This window comes from Hoeflea prorocentri (assembly GCF_027944115.1).
Lineage (GTDB): Bacteria > Pseudomonadota > Alphaproteobacteria > Rhizobiales > Rhizobiaceae > Hoeflea_A > Hoeflea_A prorocentri.
In genome coordinates this window covers 2,760,449-2,778,246 of sequence record NZ_JAPJZI010000001.1, presented here as the reverse complement: position 1 = coordinate 2,778,246, position 17,798 = coordinate 2,760,449, and the positions used below count along the sequence as shown (strand labels likewise).

Here is a 17,798-nt window from a genome sequence, read left to right as displayed (position 1 = left end):
AGTAACGGCGCGCCCGTCCACGGTCTATCGGCTTTGGTCTTTTGGCGCCGCCGCTCGCTCCAACCGGTCGTTGATGGCTTCCCCCAGGCCCGACCGGGGCACGGAGGCCACCACGATGTCACGGTGTGTCGCCTGATCGGCGCGCTTCATATAGTCGAAAAGGTTAGTGGCGGCTTCATTCAGGTCGCCGGACGGGCTGAGATCGAGCACCAGGCTGGCCGATTGCGCGCCTTCTAAGGTCTGACCGGCAAACGTGATCACCGCATCGCCTTGTCGGGCACTTTGCGCATTGATGCGCAAATTGTTGCCGGGCGCATAATGCGAGCGCAGCATGCCAGGCGCCTCGACGGCAGCATCCGCCTTGGCCTTGCGCAGCAGAGGCGCGCCGATGGCGCTTTCGATATCATTGGCGGCAAGGCCCCCGGGGCGCAGCAACTCGATGCCCTTGTTGGTGGGCTTGAGGATCGTCGATTCCAGTCCGATCTGTGCCGGACCCGCATCAAGGATCAGCCCGACCTTGTCCCCGAGATCCGCCTCGACATGGGCCGCCGATGTAGAACTGATCCGGCCTGACATGTTGGCGCTCGGTGCCGCAAGCGGGTGGCCGTAGCTGGCAATCAGCCGGTTTGCAAAGCCGGTCGGAACCCGCACGGCGAGTGTATCGAGCCCGGCTGTTGTCAGCGGATGGATGCCGGCGTCCGGTTTCAGCGGCAGGACCAGGGTGAGGGGGCCGGGCCAGAACGCGTCGGCGAGACGGAAGGCTTCACCATCGAACGAGACATAGCGTCGGGCCATGTCGATATCGGCCATATGGCAGATGAGCGGATTGAAGCGGGGACGGCCCTTGGCTTCGAAGATGCGCGCGACGGCTTCGCCCTGCGTTGCATCGGCCGCAAGCCCGTAGACCGTTTCGGTCGGCAGGGCGACAAGTCCGCCCGTGGCAAGAACCGCGCTGGCCCGTCGCAATGCCGCATTTTCATCATGTGATATGTCGAGGATCGTCATCTCATCCACCGGATATGCACCGCAGATAGCAGGCCCGGCGCAATAGCTCAACGGCGGCGTCAGATGCCGCGTTCTGATTGTTCAACCTTGACGAATTAAATTGACGTTTACGTAAAAATAACCTAGGCGATTTCACTCGACCGCATGGACATGACAGGCTGATCCTGCTGTTGTAGCAGCGGCGCCAGCTTCGATGACCAGCTTCGACGAAAAGGGAGGATTGATCGGCATGTATCGCGCACCTGTCGACGAGATCGCATTCACGCTTAAACATGTTGCCGGCCTTCAGGAGGCTCTCGATGCCGAACAGCTCGGAGATCTCTCCGGCGACCTGGTGGATGCGATACTGACCGAGGCCGGTCGGTTTGCCTCAGAAGAAATCGCGCCGCTTTCCGGGGAGGGTGAAAAGGGCACGCCGCTTGCCGACGCTGTGGTGACAACACCTGCTGGATGGGCCGGTCTTTACCGAAACTGGATTGCGGGCGGCTGGAACAGCCTGACCGGCGCGCCGGATTATGGCGGCCAGGGCCTTCCGACCATGCTCTCGGTCGCAGCCAACGAAATGTGGAACGCCAGTTGCATGGCGTTCAGTCTGTGTTCGCTTTTGACCATGGGCGCTGTTGAAGCCATTGAGGCGCATGCCGACGAGGCCCTCAAGGACATGTATCTGGCAAAACTGATCTCCGGAGAATGGACCGGCACAATGAACCTGACGGAGCCGCACGCCGGCTCTGACCTCGGTGTCCTCAAGACGCGCGCCGAACGGGCCGGTGACGGGAGCTACCGGATCTTCGGACAGAAGATCTATATTACCTATGGCGAACATGATTTTTCGGACAATATTGTCCATCTCGTGCTGGCCCGCCTGCCGGATGCACCGCCCGGAACCCGCGGCATATCCCTCTTTCTGGTGCCGAAATTCATTCCGGATGAAGACGGCAATCCCGGGGTTCGCAACGACCTCTTCTGCCATAGCGTTGAACACAAGCTCGGCATTCACGGCTCGCCCACTTGCACCATGATCTATGGTGACGGACGTTTTGGCGACACGCCGGGCGCCGTCGGCTGGCTTGTCGGAGAGGAAAACCGCGGTCTGGCCTGCATGTTCACGATGATGAACAATGCGCGTCTCAATGTCGGCATTCAGGGCGTTGCGGTGGCCGATGCTGCCTATCAAAAGGCGCTGGACTACGCGAATGAACGCACACAGGGCAAGGCTCCCGGCTGGCAGGGCAAGGGCATGAGCCCGATTATCGAGCATCCCGATATCCAGCGCAGCCTTGTGACTATGAAGTCGCTGACCCAGGCGAGCCGGGCCATCTCCTATTGCTGCGCCCATGCCATCGATATGGCCAACAGTGCACAGCAGCGCGGCGCGGAAGAGGAAACGGTCTTCTGGCGAGAGCGCGCCAATCTCCTCACACCGATTGCCAAGGCCTTTTCCACCGATATCGGTGTCGAGGCCGCATCGATGGGCGTTCAGATTCATGGCGGCATGGGCTTCATCGAGGAGACGGGAGCCGCGCGCCTTTTGCGCGATGCGCGCATCGCTCCGATCTATGAGGGGACCAACGGCATCCAGGCCATTGATCTGGTCACGCGCAAGCTGCCGCAGTCCGGAGGCGAACACGTCAAGGGCTACATCGCCGAGCTCAAGGAAGTCGCCGCGGAAGTTAGCGGCAAGAACAATCCCGATTTCGGCATGACGGCCGATCGGCTGGACGCCGCGCTCGAAGACCTTGAAGCGGCCACCAACTGGCTGCTGCAAGCGCTGCAGGATGGGCGGGTAAAGGCAGCACTTGCAGGCGCGACACCCTATCTGCGCCTCTTCGGGCTTGCTTCGGGCACTGTCTATCTTGCCAAGGGCGCGCTGGTTGAAACAGTGGAAGGCAATGCCGCCCGCATTGCGCTGTGTCGTTTCTGCGCGGAAAACCTGCTTGCCGAAACCTCGGCGCTTAAGGAGGCCGTAACCGAAGGCGCTTATAGCCTTGAGCAGGCGCGCAGCGCCCTTGGTTGAGCCACACAGCGAATCCGACTGACGCATCAGCCGGCCAGAGAACAGGAGAGTGCTTTGAGCGAACATATTATCGTCGAGCGGCCGGAGAACCTGGCCGCAGTTCAGGTCATCCGTTTCAACCGCCCGGACAAGAAGAACGCCATCACGCAGGATATGTACCGGCTGATGGTCGAGGCCATGCGCGCCGGTGATGAGGACGATGCGGTTCGCGCCCATGTATTCCTTGGAACGGAAGGTTGTTTCACCGCCGGAAACGACATGCAGGATTTTCTCTCCTACGCCGTCAATGGCCGGATCGGAGAGGGACATGTCGGCCAGTTCCTGAAGGCGCTTGCCACGGTAAAGAAGCCCATGATCTCGGGTGTCGACGGCCTTGCCATCGGAATCGGCACGACTGTGCATTTCCATTGTGACCTGACCTTTGCTTCGCCCCGCTCCGAGTTCCGCACGCCCTTCGTTGATCTCGCCCTGCTTCCGGAGGCTGGCTCAAGCCTGCTCGGCCCCATGACCATGGGTCATCAGCGCGCCTTTGCGATGCTGGCTGCCGGTGTCGGTTTTTCCGCAGAGGAAGCCCGCGACGCCGGCCTGATCTACAAGGTGGTTCCAGAGGCGGAGCTTGAGAGCGCGACGCTGGCCGCCGCGGCCGAAATCGCATCCAAGCCCCCACAGGCCATGCAGATCGCCCGTGATCTTCTGCGCCGGGGCGACCGCGCGGATATCGTCGCGCGTATAGAAGAGGAATCGGCGCTCTTCGGCGAACGTTTGGCATCGCCGGAGGCGAAGGCGGCCTTCGAGGCCTTCCTCGCACGCAAGAAAAGCGCTTGAGGCGCTAACGCTCCAGCAGCGCGATCGCCTCGACATGCGGCGACCATAAGAACTGGTCTATCGGCGTGACCGATGTCAGCCGGAAGCCGCCATCTATGAGGATGCGCAGATCGCGCGCCAGCGTTGCCGGATTGCAGGAGACAGCGGCAATTTTCTGAACATTTGAAGCGGCGAGTTCCGTCGCCTGCGCCTGCGCTCCCGCCCTCGGCGGATCGAAAACGACAGCATCGGTCTTCTTCAACTCATTTGCCATCATCGGACGGCGAAAAAGGTCGCGGCGCTCGGTCCGCAGGGGTTTCAGGCCCTGGGTGTGACGCGCCGCATGGTCGAGCGCGGCGAGAGCCGGAGCGCTGCTTTCCACCGCAAGGACTGCCGATTGCCGCGCCAGTGCCAAGGCGAATGTGCCGCAACCGCAAAAGAGGTCCGCGGCCGATTTTGACCCTTGCAGATAGCCAGTGACAATGGCGATCATCCGCTCCTGCGCATGGGCGCTTGCCTGAACGAAGCTGCCGGGCGGCGGCTCGACGTTTGTGCCCGCAAACTGCAGCACCGGCCTGCGTGCCTCGACCAGGGTTTCGCTTCCAAGGCAAAGGCGCGCGAAGCCGTGATTCAGCGTCAGATCAACGGCCTGCCGTTGGCGTTTTTCAGGCAGTTTCGAGATGCCGTCGACTGAAATGTCCAGACCTGTCAGGCTTTCAAGCACGGTCATGCGAACTGGCTTGCCGCCACGGGCGAAAAGTCCGGCAATGGCTCTGAGCTTAGCCAGTTCACTGACAATTCCGTCGCTCAACACGGTGCATGAGCCGATATCGACAATGCGATGTGTTCCGGACTCATGGAAGCCGAAGAGAGTACGGTCCTTGATGGCTCGCGCCGTGAAAACGGCGCGCCTCCGCTGTCCCGGCGCACAGGGTATCATGTCGGCAATTGCAGTCTCGATGCCACGAGCCGCCAGAGCGTTTGCGACAAGCCCGGCCTTCCAGCTGTGATAGGCTCCGATCTCCAAATGCTGCAATGCGCAGCCGCCGCAACGGTTGCCATCCGGACCGAAATGGGGACAGGGTGGTTTCGCGCGGTCTGGCGATGGTGTGTCTATGGCGACGAGCCGCGACTTGGAGCCATCCTGCTCGATTTTTGCGGTTTCTCCCGGCAGGCCATAACCCACATAGACGGGATTGCCATCAACAGTCGCAACTCCGTCGCCCTGAGCGCCGATGCTCTCGATCGTCACCGTCCGCGCCGTCATGCCCGCAGGCCTCCCAACAAGAACTCCCGGTTGCCATCGCCGCCGGAAATGGGCGAAGGGCAGGTGCCGAGGCTTTTCCAGCCTGGCTGTGCGTCAAGCCAGGCCGACAGGTCTTCTGCAATATGATTTGCCAATTCGGGGTCCCTGAGTATCCCGCCTTTGCCAAGCGCGCCTTTTCCCGCCTCGAATTGCGGCTTGACCAGAAGCACGCAGAAACTTCCGGGTTCAGCCATGGCAAGGGCTGGCGGCAGCGCCAGTTTCAGCGAGATGAAGCTGACATCGCTGACCACTGCCTCCGCGGGTCTGTCTCCCACCGTCTCGCGGGTCAGGTGGCGTGCGTTGATACCTTCAAGGTTGGAAACGCGCTCATCGGAGGCAAGGGATGGGTGAAGTTGGCCGTGCCCCACATCGATGGCCGTGACATGGGCCGCGCCACGTTCAAGCAGGACCTGCGAAAAGCCGCCGGTCGATGCGCCGATATCAAGCGCGTTACGCCCGGCTGGGTCAAATCCGAAATGTTCAAGGCCGGTGATCAGCTTTAGGGCCGCGCGCGAGACGTAACCATCGGCCGGGTCTGTGATGCGGATCGCGGCGTCGCGGCTGAGCCGTATGCCGGGTTTCTTGCAGACTGTCCCATCCACCTCAACTGTCCCGCGCACCACGGCATCGCGTGCGCGTGCCCGCGTCTCGAACCGTCCACTCTCACATAAGAGGACGTCGAGCCGGACCTTTTGCGGGATGGTGTCTTCTGCGGTGGCCATGGCCTGTCATGAAGGCTGAACCGGCGCGAGGCAAGCCATTTGTAATGCTCGGCGTCAGGAATGGCCGAAGTGAACTACTGAAGGATCACCCGCACCCGGCGCTCCTGTATCAGCGTCCCGTCCTGGACGCTGCGCGCCTTGGCCGGCGGATAGAGACTGAAGGGCTCGTTGATCTCATGGGTGCCGCGTATCGGTCCAAGCTTGCGCATCACGATCTTGATCGCTGCCTGCTCTATGGTGGAGTCATATTCCTGGTCGGCATAAGCATTGCTGCCCATGCAAAGGCCGACGCCCAGCGCAATTGCGCTGCACTTTATTGTTTTTAGCCACATCTTCCGCACTCCCTGTAAAAGTGGGTGGCGGGGAATTTAGCAAATTTTGCAATAGGATGGGCGTAATGGTGCCGATAGGGTTAACCGGATCTCGCCAAGATGGGCCGGCGATTACGACAGGATACTGTTGGTTGTCGCGAGCGGTTCAGGCGGTTCACGGCCCAGCGCTTCTGCGACGGAAATGTCGATGACTCGGCACAGCGCATTGAGCGCAAGGCCGTTTTGCACATTGGCGAAAGGTCGCTCAAGTTCGTTGGTAACCGCCTGAAGTCCAAAGAACACATAGGCCACAACCGCAGCAAAAACCGGTGTGAACCAGCCGGTCGATTCAATCAGCGCGAAGGGCAAAAGGAAGCAATAGAGATAGGTCGTCCGTCGCACCAGCAACGAATAGACAAAGGGCAGGGGCGTCGTCGCAATACGCTCGCAGCCGGCCTGAGCGTTGCCGAGAGCCGCCAGTGTCTGCGCGATTGTCATCTGGCCGAAACCGGCTGCCGCGCCGTCTTTTTCGGTTTCACCAATTCGAGCCGAAATCGACCTCAGGGCGGCATCGGGCGGGTTCCTTTTTGATGCAAATTCAGCCGCCGGTTCATGACCGACCCAATCCCTGACGTCACGGCTGACATCATCGCCGCGAAGGCTGCCGCGAAGCAGATGGGCAAACGCTGCTGTTTCGGAAAGGATGTTTTCACGCGCCGCATCCGGCAGGCCAAATATCTTCGTGTGCCTGGCGAGATTGCGTACATCCCCGACAATCGCGCCCCACAGCAGGCGGGCCTCCCACCAGCGGTCATAGGCGGCATTGTTGCGAAACCCCAAAAACAACGAAAGCGCAATGCCGAAGACACCCATGGCGGAAATCGAAACATGCGGCAGGGATACAAGATGCAGATCGATAAGCAGTATCAGGGCCGACAACAGCGCCACACCAATGATCTTGCCGATGATGCGCGGCACGACCGATCCCTGCATGACGACAAACAATCGCAATGCGGATGGCTGTTCCATAACGATCATTGGGGTATTCCTTCGGGCTTTCTTGATAATGCTGGCTGCGTTGTGCGCCGCACACCCTTATCCGCAAGCTGCCGCCTTACACAATGACAATCAGCCCGTGTTCGAACAAACGGGCCGTAGCGTGACGTCCTTTATGGTCAACAAGTTTGACATAAGAAAATAAGTACGTACTTTATTCGAATGATCAGACTTGCGGTGGACATTGGCGGGACCTTTACGGACATCGTTCTTGAAACCGATGGCGCGTTTTCCACCTATAAATTGCTGACCACGCCGGAGCGGCCCGAAATGGCGTCTATGGAGGGCATCCTCCACCTCTTGTCACGCGAAGGCAGGGAGCTTTCCGAGGTTGGAACGATCATTCATGGAACAACACTGGCCACCAATGCGCTGATTGAACGCAAGGGCGCGAAAACGGCCTTGGTCACGACCGAGGGCTTTCGTGATGTCCTTGAAATGCGTTACGAAAAACGCTTTGACCAATACGATCTGAACCTGCGTATGCCCGAGCCTCTGGTGCCGCGTGATCTCAGATTTACGCTTGGCGAGCGGGTGCTTGCGGACGGTTCGGTTCTCAAGGCGCTCGACGTTTCCGACATCAAAAAACTGGCTGGCAAGCTGATCGAAGCCGGGGTCGGGGCCGTCGCCGTGGGTTTCCTTCACGCCTACGCCAATGCATCGCATGAGAAGCTGGTCGCTGAAGAACTCGCGAAGCGATTGCCGCCCGATGTCACGATCTGCACCAGCTCTGACGTCTCCGCAGAGGCGCGCGAGTATGACAGGTTTTCCACAGTTTGTGCCAACGCCTATGTCCGGCCTCTGATGTCGAGCTATCTGCAACGCTTCAATGCGGCCTTGCGTGATCATGGTTTTGGCGGATCCTTCATGCTGATGCTGTCCGGAGGTGGCCTGACCACTCTTGAGCAGGCTTGCCGGACGCCCATACGTCTTGTTGAATCGGGACCGGCAGGCGGCGTGTCCCTTGCCGCCCATATTGCCGCACAGGTCAATTCCAGGCGCACGCTTGCCTTCGATCTTGGTGGGACCACAGCAAAGATCTGTTTTTTGAAGGATTGCGCACCACAGACCACACGCAGGTTCGAGGTGGCTCGTGCCTGGCGGGATCGAAAGGGCAGCGGTCTGCCAGTGCGTGTCCCGACCATCGAACTGGTTGAGATCGGTGCCGGCGGCGGCTCGATTGCACGGCTGGACAATCTTAAACGCATCTCGGTCGGCCCCGAAAGCGCGGGAGCTTCTCCCGGGCCTCGCGCTTACGGGCTGGGCGGGGAGGATGCAACGCTTACCGATGCCAATGTTACATTGGGGAGGATTGCGCCGGAGGGGTTTGCCGGCGGCACGATCCAAATTGATCCCGAACTGGCAAGGACGGCGATTGACGGCCAACTGGCCCGCCCGCTGGGCTTATCCTCCCCGCAGGCCGCGGCAATGGGGGTGGTCGAGGTCGCTGATGAGGTCATGGCCAACGCCGCCAGGATCCATGGTCTCGAACTTGGTCTGGTTGTGGCGGATTTTGATCTCGTCGTTTCAGGCGGGGGTGGCCCGCTTCATGCCACGCGCTTGGCCGAAAAACTCTCAATCCAGCGTATCTTTGTTCCCGAAAATGCCGGTGTCGGATCAGCCGTCGGATTTCTACATGCACCCGTGGCGTTTGAATCCGCACGCTCGGTTATGCGCCTGACCTCCGACATTGACGTGTCGGCGCTCTCGCAGTCGATCGCTGATGTCAGGCAAAGTGCGGTCGAAGTGGTGTCCTCTTGTGCACCGGGCGGCAGTTATCAGGTCAGTGCCTATGCTGAATTTCGTTATCTCGGCCAGGGCCAGGAAATCCGCCTGTCGATGGATACATCTGCACCGTTGGGCGAAGAAATCGAGCGGCTTGAAAAGGCCTTTCACGTCGAATTCAAGCGCCTGTACGGCTTCTCCATGCCCGAGGTGGAACTGGAACTCGTAAGCTTCTCGGTGACGGCATCGCTGGAAGCCTCGCCGCAGGAGACTGATACAACACCGAAAACACCGGTCGGCGAGGGTGTCTGCGCCGGGCGCATGATCTACGATCGCGACGCAGAGGAGTTCGTGGCCTTTCGGAGTGTGCCGCGCGACGCGCTGCATGTCGGCGAAAAATTCAGCGGTCCGGCCGTCGTTACCGAGGCCCAAACGACAACCGTCATCGGCAAGGGCTGGACCGGAACCAAACTTGAAAGCGGCCATCTGCTGGTCGAGAGGGATGCGGCATGAATGCAGCCCATCACCGCAGGCGCTTTTCTGACAGCGAGATCATCGCACTCAACGTGGTCTGGAACCGGTTGATCTCGGTTTGCGAGGAGCAGGCAAGTGTCCTTATGCGTCTCGCCTTCGGGCCGATTGTGCGCGAGGCGGGGGACTTGTCTGCCGGTGTGTTCAACGCTGATGGCGAGATGCTGGCGCAGGCCGTGACGGGAACACCCGGTCATGTCAACACAATGGCCGAATCCGTTCGTCTCATGCTGGACAGAATACCTGCTGCCTCCCTGCAGCCGGGCGATGTTCTGATGACCAACGACCCTTGGCTGGGCGCTGGCCATGTCTTTGACTTCGTCGTTGTCACGCCGGCGTTCTTTGAAGGAAACCTTGTCGGGTTTCTGGCCTCCACCAGCCATGTGGTCGATGTGGGCGGCCTCGGATGGTCTGCGGAAGCACGGTCGGTCTTCGAAGAAGGCGTCGTTGTCCCGGTGTCGAAACTGCGCCGGGGAACCGAGCTTAATGAAGATATCCTTGGCATCGTCACGGCGAACTCCCGTGTGCCGAAGGAGGCGCGGGGCGATATCCTGTCGCTCCTGAGTTGCAACGACACCGGCGCGGCAAGGCTGTGCGAGCTGATGCAGGAGTTCGGCTACCGGTCGCTGGAAACCATCACGGATTTCATCTTCGACAAATCAAGTCGCGGCATGCGCGAAGCCATAGCGCGGGTTCCCGATGGGCACTATGAAAATGTCCTGACGCTGGATGGCTACGACAGCCCGATTGTGCTGCGCGCCTCCTTGCAGGTCGACGGAGACCGGATTTCCGTGGACCTTGGCGGGTCGTCGCCAGCCGTCGAACGCGGCATCAACTGTCCGCTGAACTATTCGATTGCCTATGCGTCTTTTGGCATCCGTGCTTTGCTTGCCGGCGATATCCCGAACAATGCGGCCTCGCTCAAACCGGTGACGGTGACTGCCCCGCCAGGGCTCGTGGTCAGCGCCGAAAGGCCGGCGCCGGTAACCGCACGGCACGTAATTGGCCAGGCTTTGCCCGATCTTGTGCTCGGCTGTCTGGCAGAAGCCTTGCCGCAGAACGTTCTGGCCGAAAGTTCCGGTGCGCTGTGGACCATGTCGATCTCGGGAAACAATGAGCAACCGTTTTCTTCGCTCAACGTTGCACTTGGCGGCATGGGCGCGCGGCCGGGATGCGACGGCCTGTCGACGACGGCATTTCCCTCCGGAGTCGGCTCCGTTCCCGTCGAGATTGCCGAGACGTCGGCACCGCTCGTCTATCATCGCAAGGAACTGACCACAGACAGCGGCGGAGCCGGGCAATATCGCGGCGGCCTCGGGCAAACCATGGAGATATCGGCGCGGCATCGCGAGGCTCTGACCCTTTCTGCCGCGGCATTTGAGCGTCTCACCACGTCACCCTCAGGTCGATCGGGCGGTCTCGGCGGGGCAAAGGGGCGCGTTGAAATCAGCGACGGCACGGTGGTCGTCGACAAGGGTCTTTATCAGATCCCGCCGGGTGCGCGGCTGATCCTGCACACCCCCGGCGGTGGCGGGTTTGGCAACCCGGAAAACCGGGACAGAGAGGCGCTCAAACGCGATCTCGCCCACGATTTGGTCAGCGAGGAGATGGCCCAAAAACTCTATCAATTCAAGAATCCAACTGGAGGAACTGAACCATGAAAACCATGACAAAACTTGCTGCGGCCGGCCTCGGTCTGGCCCTGAGCACATCAATGGCCTTTGCAGAAACCAAATGGGACCTGTCGACGGCATGGCCGGCGTCGAACTTCCATGCCAAGAATGCCATGGCCTTTGCCGACGCGGTGCGTGAAGCAACCGACGGGTCAGTGGACATTACGGTCCATGTGGGCGGTGAAATCGGCGTCAAGATTACCGAGAAGATGTCGGCCGTTGAGAACGGTATTGTCCAGATGGCCGATATGCTGCTTTTCCTGCAGGCCGGTGCGAGCGGCGAGCCGCTTCTGTCTATGGATACCTTACCCTATCTCATTCAGGGACAGGATGAGATGAAAGCGTTTCTGGAGGTGGCCGGCCCGACCTTTGACGAGATTGCCGCCAAGCACAATCAGAAGATCCTCTACTACGTTCCCTGGCCAAGCCCGGGCGTCTACACCAAGCAGGCGGTCGTCAGTGCCGATGACATGTCCGGCCAGCGCATTCGTGCGTTCAATGCGGCAAGCTTCGAATTCCTTGATAAACTCGGTGCTGCGCCGCTCGAAATGCCCTGGGGCGATGTCGCCGCTGCTGCGGCGGCCGGCACGATTGACGGCGCGGCGACCTCATCCTCTTCAGGTGTGGACGGAAAGCTCTGGCAGTTTACCAGCCACTTCAATCCGCTGAACTGGAGCACGTCATCGGATGCGGTGACCGTGAACCTTGACGCCTGGAACGCGTTGAGCGATCAGGAACGGGAAATCATCGAGGGACTGGCCGACAAGATGGAAGCCGAGTTCTGGGCTGTCTCTGCCGCTGAAGACAGTGGCAAAATCGCGATCCTTGAGGAAAATGGCATGACGGTGAATGAGGCCGATGCGTCGTTGAAGGCCAAGATGGCCGAGGCAGGCAAGGCCATGTGGGCCGACTACATCGCCAAGAACCCGGATGCGCAGGCCATCATCGACTCCTATTCCGCCAAACTCGGCAAATAGCCGACACTGCCGGGGCCGGCAATCTGTCCGGCCCCGGAAGGCTCGCCATGGACCGTTTCCTAAAAACAGTAGACGCCAGTTCCCGCCTGCTTGAAGGGTGCGCCGTCTTTCTCATTTACGGCTTCGGCGCCTTGATGCTGGCGGAGGTGTTTGCCCGCGGCTTTCTTGCGCAAAGCCTTCCCTATTCGTGGGAATACAGCACCTTTGCCATGGCCTCCGTCTTCATGCTGGCCTCCGGCAGGGCGATCAGGACCGCGACCCATGTGCGCGTCTCTCTGGTTCTGGAAGCCGTTTCCCCAAAGGCAGCACGCATGATTGACGCCTTTGCCAATGTGATCGCCTTGATCGTCGTTGCGGCCATCGGCGTCTCCCTAGCTGACGCATTCTGGTCTTCCTATTCACGCGGTCTTGTCTCGGCCACCGTCGTCAGAACGCCGCTGGCGGTGCCGCAGGTCATTCTTCTTATCGGTGCTATTCAACTCTGGTTTGATCTGCTGGCGCGTCTGATCCGCCGATGGACCGGGCGCGACTATGAGGACCGTGACGCGGACGCCCTTGCGCAGGAGACAGCTGATGCTTGAGATCGGACTTGTCGCAGCACTGCTGTTTGTCGGCCTTCTCGGATCGTCGGTCTGGATCGGCCTGTCTCTGTTTGCCACCGGATACATCCTGCTGTCGGTGTTCAAACCCAACATCCCGATGGACATCTTTGCCGGCAAGGTGATCTGGGGTTCGGTCACGGCGCTCGAACTTCTGTCCCTGCCTCTCTTCATCCTGATGAGCGAGATATTGGTGTCCGCCCGCCTCGGCCGCTCCCTCTTTTCAGGCCTCGCGCCCTGGGTGGGCCGTCTGCCGGGTGGCCTGCTGCATGTCAATGTCGCCGGTTCAACGCTCTTTGCAGCCGTTTCCGGGTCTTCTGCCGCCACCACGGCCATTGTCGGGCGCGTGACGTTGCCCGAGCTTGCAGCGCATGGATATGATCGCCGCCTGGCGATGGGATCGCTCGCGGGCGCCGGCACGCTCGGATTCCTTATTCCGCCCTCGATCATCATGATCATCTACGGGGTTGTCGCCGAGCAATCCATTCTCGAACTCTTTGTGGCCGGGGTTGTTCCGGGCTTCTGCCTCGCAGTGCTCTACATGGCCTATATCGCCGCACATCAGACAATCACCCGTTCCCAGCCGCAGATCGATCGGCCGACCTGGTCGGACCGGCTCATGGCGCTCAAGCAGATCGGCCCGCTGGTCGGGCTGATTGCCGGAATCATGGGCTCACTCTATCTCGGCCTTGCCAGCCCGACGGAGCTCGCTGCCGTCGGTGTTCTCGGCGCGCTCATCATTGCAATATTGATGCGGCGGTTTTCCTTGTCCGCAATGATCAGCGCGGGGCGCCGCGCGGTCCGCACCAGTGCGATGATCGGCTTGATTATTATGGGCGCCGCGCTGCTCAACGCCGCCTTTGGCTTTCTGGGAATCCCCAAGGCGATTGCGGAGCAGATCGCCGCTTTCGGCCTGTCGCCCATGGCGCTTATTGCCGTCCTGCTCGTTTTTTACGTGATCATCGGCATGTTCCTTGATGGAACCTCGATCATCGTCATGACGCTGCCGATCACCCTGCCTTTGGTTACGGCAGCGGGTTACGATCCCATTTGGTTTGGCGTTTTTGTTGTGGTCGCGGTCGAGATATCGCAGATCACGCCGCCGATCGGCTTCAACCTCTTTGTCATCCAGTCCCAGACGGGCGAAAGCATTGGCGCAATCGCCCGCGCCGCCATACCGTTTTTCTTCATTCTTCTTGCATTTGCGTTGCTTCTGGCGCTTGTTCCTCAGATCGCTTTGTGGCTCCCGGGAACCATGCAATGAGCAATTCGCTTTATGTGCGTGTCGAGCACGACATCCTCCAGCGCATCCAGACGGGTATCTGGCCGGTCGGTACGCAACTGCCCAAGGAGGATGAAATGGCAAGCCAGCTTGGCATAAGCCGGTCGACCTTGCGGCTTGCCTATGCCAGCCTGCATGAAAAGGGCATCCTTGAGCGCAAGAAACGTTCCGGCACCCGCGTTATCGCCGACAAGCCCGCAAACCGCTTCCGCATGGTCACCGGTGGCCTTAACGATGTCCTCAGCCTCGGGCGCGATACCAAGCTGCGTATCAGCGGGACCCGGAACGTGAAGACAAGGGATGTGGCGCTGCTTGAAGGCCAGGAAAGTGTTACCGGTTTCTGGCTGGAGATCACCGGAACCCGGCATCTGGACGAAAAGGACCTGCCGTTTAACTGGTCGCAGATCTACGTGACGGGACAATATGCCGGGATCGAGCCGGCCCTCGGTACTGAGGTCGGTTCAGTGTTCAGCGTTATTGAGGAGACCTTCGATATCAAGGTGGCCCGGGTCGACCAGCGCGTCTTCGCCATCGGCTGTCCGGAAGAGCCAGCCAAGGCGATGGGTCTCAAGGCAGGCGATCCGGCAATCCACATTCGCGCGGGTCTTTATGACGCCGACGACAACTTGCTGGAAGTATCGTCCGCGATCTTCGATCCGCAGCGTTTTCACATCCGCACGGATGTCAGGATACAGTAGATTTTGCAGCCTGTTCCCAATCGGTCAGGAAACGCATGATCTCCAGCGAATCCGTCCAGCGGGGTGAGGGGCGGTCCGCCTGCTTTGCGCCGCGCTTGAGGCAGTCTTCAACCATCATGATTTGGTAGTAAAAAGCATCGTGTTCAGCGGGCAGTTCAATGCGCTCGGGCGATGCACCGTGTTCCTTGATCTCCAGGATATTATCGCCCGCAACCGGCAGCCAAGGGTTCGTCCTGAATGTGAGCGTCCCGTTCTCACCGATCACCTCGAAACCATGATGCATACCGTAGCTGTCGGTTGACTGGAGCGTTGCGTGAACCCCGTTCTCGAACCGCGCCGACACCGCGGCATCACAAATATTGCCGTCTGTGTCACGGTTTCCGACCGCGGTGATCCGCCGCCTTGAAAAAGCCTCTTCTCCAAAGGCTCGCTGGACCACGAATTGCAGCAGGGAAGCGGGATAACAGCCGAGATTGTAGAGCGTTCCACCACCTGCCGGGTTGGCGACATCCTTGATATTGGCCGCATAAAAGCCGTTGACGGAGCGGATTGCACCAAGACGCTCGTCTCCCAAGAGCCGCTCGACCTGCGGATAGAGCGGATGGCTGAGATACATCAGACCCTCGACGAAGAACGTATCGTGGGCCTTAACGCAGGCGATAAGCTCCTCGGCGTCCTCATAGGTCGTGGTCAGTGATTTTTCCGACAGGATCGCCTTGCCGGCGGCTGCCGCCAGTTTGACCATCGGCAGATGTGCATGGTTCGGCAGGCCGATGTAAACGGCGTCAATATCATTATCCGCAAGCGCGTCGTCATAGTTGAAATAGGCCTTCGGAATGCCTTGCTCGGCGGCAAAGGCCTCGACTCTTTCCCGCGAGCGCCCGGCAACTGCGGCTAGGTTGGAACCGCTGCTTTGGCGGATAGCTTCGGCAACCGTGTTCGAGATGAAGCCGGTTCCCAATATTGCCCAGTTGATCACGACAACATCCTTGATCAGTCAATCGGAGGATCGACTGAATACAGAAACGTTTCCGCTACGGCAAAGCTTATTACGGATTTTCTAAGTCTTACATATCCAGCAGAACCGGTTCCTCCGAAGCCGGTTTGGAACAGCAAATCAGCACCGAACCATCCGCTGGCTCGACGGCCGGTGTCTGCGTATAGACCACGTCACCGGACACAAGGCGTGTCGAACAGGTTCCGCATCTGCCGGATCGGCAGTTATAGCTCGGCTGGAGGCCGGCCATTTCAGCCGTTTCCAGTAGAGTCCCGTCCTGTGGTGCCCACGTGACGCTTTTATCCGAGGCGGCAAATGTGACCGTCGAGCGCGCAGGAAGGGCTTGGTCGCTATTGTCGACGGCGTCATCCAAGGTCCCCGAGCCGAAAAACTCGTAGTGAATACTGTCCGGGTTCAATCCGAACTCTATAAGCCCCTTATGGACCCCCCGCATGAACCCGTCCGGTCCGCACAGGTAGAACTGATAACGTCCAAAGGGCAGCCATTGAGTCAGCATGTCAGGGTCGAAGCGACCTTCGGCCTGACAGGCGCTTCCTGTCCGGTCAACGTCCAGCGGACGCGAGTACAAGGTTATAACGCGCAGCCAAGAGTGTTTTGCGCTGACATCTCTCAGATAGTCCGCGAAGGCGTGCGTTGCTGAATTCTGCGTATTGTGGATGAACCAGATGTCTCTGGGGCGCGCTCCGGCCTCAACGGCGCGGATCTGTCCGTCCAGCATGGCGATCATCGGCGTGATCCCGACACCGGCAGACAGCATGACGATGGCATCTTCGCTGTCGTCAAGAACGAAATCGCCCGATGGCGCGCCAACCTCAAGCGTATCGCCCGGCTTCGTGGCATCGTGCAGGAGCCGTGAGAAAAAACCATACTCCTCACGTTTTACGGAGATCCGGTAGGTCTTTGAACCGGGAGCCTTTGAGATCGTGTAGGAACGGGAAATTAGGCTACCCGTTTCCGGATCGTCATAACGCATGGGAAGGAACTGACCGGCCGTGTGGGGCGCGATCGGCCTGCCGTCCGTCGGCTCCAGCTCAAAAGAGGTTATGGTCTGGCTTTCACGATTTATGCCGGCGAGCCGGTAGGAGCGGAACCCGTCGCTTTGTTCGCGGGTCTGTTGTTGTTCCCATATTCCCGTTTCCGCAAGGACGGGCCATTGCTGGATCAGCATGGCGCCGGAGGGAATGGCATTTTCGACATGCACGATCCTGTCAGGCCTGACATCGATGATGCGCTCGGCCCCACGGAAGCTCGCAACCCGCGTCGAGGACCAGTCCAACTCGGCGCGTCCGGTCAGGAAGACCGCTTCGCCTGAGGCAAAATCAGGCAAGAACAATCCAACCCGGCCATCGTCCTCGATATTGCCGAGTGTGTTGAAGAACCGGTTGCCCGAAAAATCAGGAAAGGAGAGGGAGTCGTCGGCATTGATTCGGACAAAGCCGGGCCGCCCGCCCCTATGTGAAGCATCAACCCCGTCGCGCGGATCGTTCGACAGGCGCGATGATCGGGACGCGATAAAAAACGTATCGGCGCGCCCGATCAGCGCCTTTGCCTCGTCCGTGAAAGCCTCGCCATTGGAAATCGGATTTGGTGTGGAAGCCTTGCTCAAATCCCAATCAAGCTGGCGCGACTGGATCCACTGCGGGCAATTGCCGTAGCTCTGATCGACGGCGATTGTCATGCCTGCCGCGTCGGCCGAGGCTATCGTCCCGTTCATGCGGTTGCGCCGCCTCGTGTGCAGCTCCACACCGACAAGGCCGACCTTAGACCCCGGTTCCGTTTGAAGGCCGATGGAACCGGAACCGGCAATCGCCGGTATATGATCAAGGACCAGATGCCGTGGGTCGGGCGAGCGGGCAAAGCCGGGTTCGCCGAAAGCGGGAATGGCCCACGGCCTGCCTTGTTCGTCGAGCAGACCAAGAAACAGGACCGCCAGGTTTTCGAAAAATTCGCGATGCTGGTCCGGCATGGCCTTACGGACAAACGGGGTGGCGTGTTCCGCCCATTCCTTCGTCACGCCTGCACGTGCCTGAACAGCAGATTCCCCCCGGTGAAAGGCTGTACCGTCATGTGACAT

Annotated in this window: 15 protein-coding genes; 8 read left to right on the top strand and 7 right to left on the bottom strand. The window is 59.9% G+C overall.

All coding sequences use genetic code 11. The features are described 5' to 3' along the window. Nucleotides 1-24: 24 nt before the first annotated feature. Nucleotides 25-1,005, bottom strand: coding sequence for an L-threonylcarbamoyladenylate synthase (locus tag OQ273_RS13005; RefSeq protein ID WP_267993096.1), 981 nt, complete (start codon nt 1,003-1,005; stop codon nt 25-27). A gap of 229 nt (nt 1,006-1,234) precedes the next feature. On the opposite strand from OQ273_RS13005, the gene OQ273_RS13000 reads away from it, so the two are divergent. Next, nucleotides 1,235-3,022, top strand: coding sequence for an acyl-CoA dehydrogenase family protein (locus tag OQ273_RS13000; protein ID WP_267993095.1), 1,788 nt, complete (start codon nt 1,235-1,237; stop codon nt 3,020-3,022). A 54-nt stretch (nt 3,023-3,076) separates the two neighbouring features. Continuing rightward, nucleotides 3,077-3,847 (top strand): crotonase/enoyl-CoA hydratase family protein, encoded by a 771-nt coding sequence (locus OQ273_RS12995; protein WP_267990926.1) that lies wholly within the window; start codon nt 3,077-3,079, stop codon nt 3,845-3,847. 4 nt (nt 3,848-3,851) lie between these two features. Here the strand turns inward: OQ273_RS12995 and OQ273_RS12990 are convergent, their stop codons facing one another. From OQ273_RS12990 to OQ273_RS12975, 4 genes are all read right to left on the bottom strand, one after another. Next, entirely contained in the window at nt 3,852-5,093 is a 1,242-nt protein-coding gene (locus OQ273_RS12990) for a class I SAM-dependent RNA methyltransferase (protein WP_267990925.1), read from the bottom strand. Next, nucleotides 5,090-5,854 carry a TlyA family RNA methyltransferase gene (locus tag OQ273_RS12985; RefSeq protein ID WP_267990924.1) on the bottom strand — a complete coding sequence of 255 codons (765 nt, stop codon included), beginning with the start codon at nt 5,852-5,854 and terminating at the stop codon, nt 5,090-5,092. Before OQ273_RS12985 ends, OQ273_RS12990 begins: the two co-directional genes overlap by 4 nt. A 74-nt stretch (nt 5,855-5,928) precedes the next feature. Next, a complete protein-coding gene (locus OQ273_RS12980) occupies nt 5,929-6,186 on the bottom strand; it encodes a hypothetical protein (RefSeq protein ID WP_267990923.1) in 258 nt (85 codons plus the stop codon). A 111-nt stretch (nt 6,187-6,297) separates the two neighbouring features. Next, nucleotides 6,298-7,203, bottom strand: coding sequence for a bestrophin family protein (locus OQ273_RS12975; RefSeq protein WP_267990922.1), 906 nt, complete (start codon nt 7,201-7,203; stop codon nt 6,298-6,300). Between the two features lie 180 nt (nt 7,204-7,383). Here OQ273_RS12975 and OQ273_RS12970 point away from each other — a divergent pair, with 180 nt between their 5' ends. From OQ273_RS12970 to OQ273_RS12945, 6 genes are read left to right on the top strand one after another with little or no spacing between them, the layout of a single operon-like run. Beyond that, nucleotides 7,384-9,459, top strand: coding sequence for a hydantoinase/oxoprolinase family protein (locus OQ273_RS12970; RefSeq protein WP_267990921.1), 2,076 nt, complete (start codon nt 7,384-7,386; stop codon nt 9,457-9,459). After that, complete coding sequence (locus OQ273_RS12965) at nt 9,456-11,138, top strand: hydantoinase B/oxoprolinase family protein (protein WP_267990920.1); 1,683 nt, start codon at nt 9,456-9,458, stop codon at nt 11,136-11,138. Before OQ273_RS12970 ends, OQ273_RS12965 begins: the two co-directional genes overlap by 4 nt. Then, the gene (locus OQ273_RS12960) at nt 11,135-12,127 is read left to right on the top strand and encodes a TRAP transporter substrate-binding protein (RefSeq protein WP_267990919.1); all 993 of its coding nucleotides are present in this window, start codon (nt 11,135-11,137) and stop codon (nt 12,125-12,127) included. Before OQ273_RS12965 ends, OQ273_RS12960 begins: the two co-directional genes overlap by 4 nt. Before the next feature lie 47 nt (nt 12,128-12,174). Next, nucleotides 12,175-12,708: a TRAP transporter small permease subunit gene (locus OQ273_RS12955; RefSeq protein WP_267990918.1), complete on the top strand. Its 534-nt coding sequence runs from the start codon at nt 12,175-12,177 to the stop codon at nt 12,706-12,708. Then, complete coding sequence (locus OQ273_RS12950) at nt 12,698-13,990, top strand: TRAP transporter large permease (RefSeq protein ID WP_267993094.1); 1,293 nt, start codon at nt 12,698-12,700, stop codon at nt 13,988-13,990. Before OQ273_RS12955 ends, OQ273_RS12950 begins: the two co-directional genes overlap by 11 nt. Continuing rightward, nucleotides 13,987-14,706 carry a GntR family transcriptional regulator gene (locus OQ273_RS12945; protein ID WP_267990917.1) on the top strand — a complete coding sequence of 240 codons (720 nt, stop codon included), beginning with the start codon at nt 13,987-13,989 and terminating at the stop codon, nt 14,704-14,706. The genes OQ273_RS12950 and OQ273_RS12945 overlap by 4 nt, the downstream gene beginning before the upstream one ends. On the opposite strand, the gene OQ273_RS12940 is transcribed toward OQ273_RS12945, so the two are convergent. Both OQ273_RS12940 and OQ273_RS12935 read right to left on the bottom strand, forming a co-directional pair. Continuing rightward, entirely contained in the window at nt 14,693-15,685 is a 993-nt protein-coding gene (locus OQ273_RS12940; protein WP_267990916.1) for a Gfo/Idh/MocA family protein, read from the bottom strand. The two genes, OQ273_RS12945 and OQ273_RS12940, sit on opposite strands and share 14 nt — an antisense overlap. Nucleotides 15,686-15,773: 88 nt before the next feature. Then, nucleotides 15,774-17,798: a 2Fe-2S iron-sulfur cluster-binding protein gene (locus OQ273_RS12935; protein ID WP_267990915.1), complete on the bottom strand. Its 2,025-nt coding sequence runs from the start codon at nt 17,796-17,798 to the stop codon at nt 15,774-15,776.

Coding starts and splice junctions, on each gene's coding strand:
- OQ273_RS13005 (WP_267993096.1), bottom strand. CDS start 1,005: ATGACGATCCTCGACATATCACATGATGAAAATGCGGCATTGCGACGG.
- OQ273_RS13000 (WP_267993095.1), top strand. CDS start 1,235: ATGTATCGCGCACCTGTCGACGAGATCGCATTCACGCTTAAACATGTT.
- OQ273_RS12990 (WP_267990925.1), bottom strand. CDS start 5,093: ATGACGGCGCGGACGGTGACGATCGAGAGCATCGGCGCTCAGGGCGAC.
- OQ273_RS12985 (WP_267990924.1), bottom strand. CDS start 5,854: ATGGCCACCGCAGAAGACACCATCCCGCAAAAGGTCCGGCTCGACGTC.
- OQ273_RS12980 (WP_267990923.1), bottom strand. CDS start 6,186: ATGTGGCTAAAAACAATAAAGTGCAGCGCAATTGCGCTGGGCGTCGGC.
- OQ273_RS12975 (WP_267990922.1), bottom strand. CDS start 7,203: ATGATCGTTATGGAACAGCCATCCGCATTGCGATTGTTTGTCGTCATG.
- OQ273_RS12970 (WP_267990921.1), top strand. CDS start 7,384: ATGATCAGACTTGCGGTGGACATTGGCGGGACCTTTACGGACATCGTT.
- OQ273_RS12965 (WP_267990920.1), top strand. CDS start 9,456: ATGAATGCAGCCCATCACCGCAGGCGCTTTTCTGACAGCGAGATCATC.
- OQ273_RS12960 (WP_267990919.1), top strand. CDS start 11,135: ATGAAAACCATGACAAAACTTGCTGCGGCCGGCCTCGGTCTGGCCCTG.
- OQ273_RS12955 (WP_267990918.1), top strand. CDS start 12,175: ATGGACCGTTTCCTAAAAACAGTAGACGCCAGTTCCCGCCTGCTTGAA.
- OQ273_RS12945 (WP_267990917.1), top strand. CDS start 13,987: ATGAGCAATTCGCTTTATGTGCGTGTCGAGCACGACATCCTCCAGCGC.
- OQ273_RS12935 (WP_267990915.1), bottom strand. CDS start 17,798: ATGTCACATGACGGTACAGCCTTTCACCGGGGGGAATCTGCTGTTCAG.